Source organism: Amnimonas aquatica (genome assembly GCF_002943415.1).
In the GTDB taxonomy this organism is placed as follows: Bacteria; Pseudomonadota; Gammaproteobacteria; order Pseudomonadales; family Moraxellaceae; genus Perlucidibaca; species Perlucidibaca aquatica_A.
Map to the genome: position 1 here is coordinate 1 of NZ_PTQZ01000337.1, position 1291 is coordinate 1291.

Annotated in this window: 2 protein-coding genes; one reads left to right on the forward strand and one right to left on the reverse strand. The window is 70.6% G+C overall.

Annotation, left to right across the window (positions count from 1 at the left end):
* Positions 1–423, forward strand: a 423-nt coding sequence (locus tag C5O18_RS09730; protein WP_146089343.1) for a helix-turn-helix transcriptional regulator, incomplete at its 5' end; no start/stop codon positions are given.
* A gap of 6 nt (positions 424–429) precedes the next feature.
* Here the strand turns inward: C5O18_RS09730 and C5O18_RS09735 are convergent.
* Positions 430–1291: fatty acid desaturase family protein (locus tag C5O18_RS09735; RefSeq protein WP_105193425.1), on the reverse strand; the 862-nt coding region annotated here is incomplete at its 5' end.

The following is a 1291-nucleotide window of genomic DNA, read 5'->3' on the forward strand; positions in this document are numbered from 1 at the left end:
GTGGAGCGGCCGCTGCCGACCTATGACCGACAGCTGGTGCGCCTGCTCGAAGACCAGTGCCGCCAGCTGCTGGCGCAACGCCAGCCGGCCGGCGTCGCCGGTCAGGTGCGCCAGTGCCTGCTCGGACCGCTGGGCCTGCTGGCCACGCTGGAGGATGTCGCCGGCGCCCTGCTGGTCTCGCCGCGCAGCCTGCGCCGCAAGCTGGAGGCCGAGGGCGCGAGCTTCCGCGGCATCGTCGAGGAGGCGCGCGAACAGCTGGCGCTGCAGCTGCTGGAAATGACCGACATGAAACTGGACGAGCTGTCGCTGCACCTGGGCTACGCCGACACCGCCAGCTTCACCCGCGCCTTCCGGCGCTGGCAGGGGATCTCGCCAGGCCAGCACCGGACCCGGGCGCGCGCGCCCCAGGACAGCCACGCCTGAATCGGATCAGCGCACCGCCGGCGCCAGCGGGCGGCGGCTGAAGACACCCAGCACCGGCCCGCCATGGGCACGCAGCACCGGCTCGATCTCGCGGAACAGCGCGTGGTAGCGGTAGAACGGCACGCGTGGGAAGGCGTGGTGGATGGAGTGCAGGTTCTGCCCCAGCCAGAACCACTCGAACGGCTTCATCCACACCGGCATGACCAGGCTGCTGGTATTGCGGTAGCGCGCGGTCTCGTCGTACGGGTGGTGCGGACGGTAGGCGAACCAGTAGGCGGTGAACAGCGCGCCGACGAACCAGGCCACGGGCACCAGCAGCACGCCCTGCTGCCAGGGCAGCGCCACCACCAGCGCGACGCGCCAGCCCAGCGCGGTCACCACTTCGGCGACATAGATCAGCTTCTCGTGCAGCGGCGCCGTGGCCCAGTAGCCATGGAACAGGAAGGTCCACTGGTTCCACACGAAATGCACCACTGCCTTCACGAACGGCCAGGCGCCGCCGCCCATGCCGCTGACCACGTGGTCCGGATCCTTGCCCGGCTGGTTGGTGTAGCGGTGGTGGGTGAAGTGCTCCACCCGGTGCGTGCCGTAGGGCACCATGATCATCTGCGCGCTGACATAGCCGCAGAGCTCGTTGAGCCACTTCAGGCCAGCGCGGTCGCCGTGGATGTTGCCGTGCGCGGCCTCGTGCAGCGGCGTGTACGACAGATAGGTCAGCGCCCCCAGCAGCGCGACGCCGGCCCACAGCGGCAGCCCGCCGGTGATCGCCAGCCACAGCGTCGCCACGTAGCCGGCCAGCGTGGCCGCGGTCAGCGCCACCGTGCCCCAGGCCACCAGGCCCATGTGCTGCTTCGCCGCCGCAATCGCC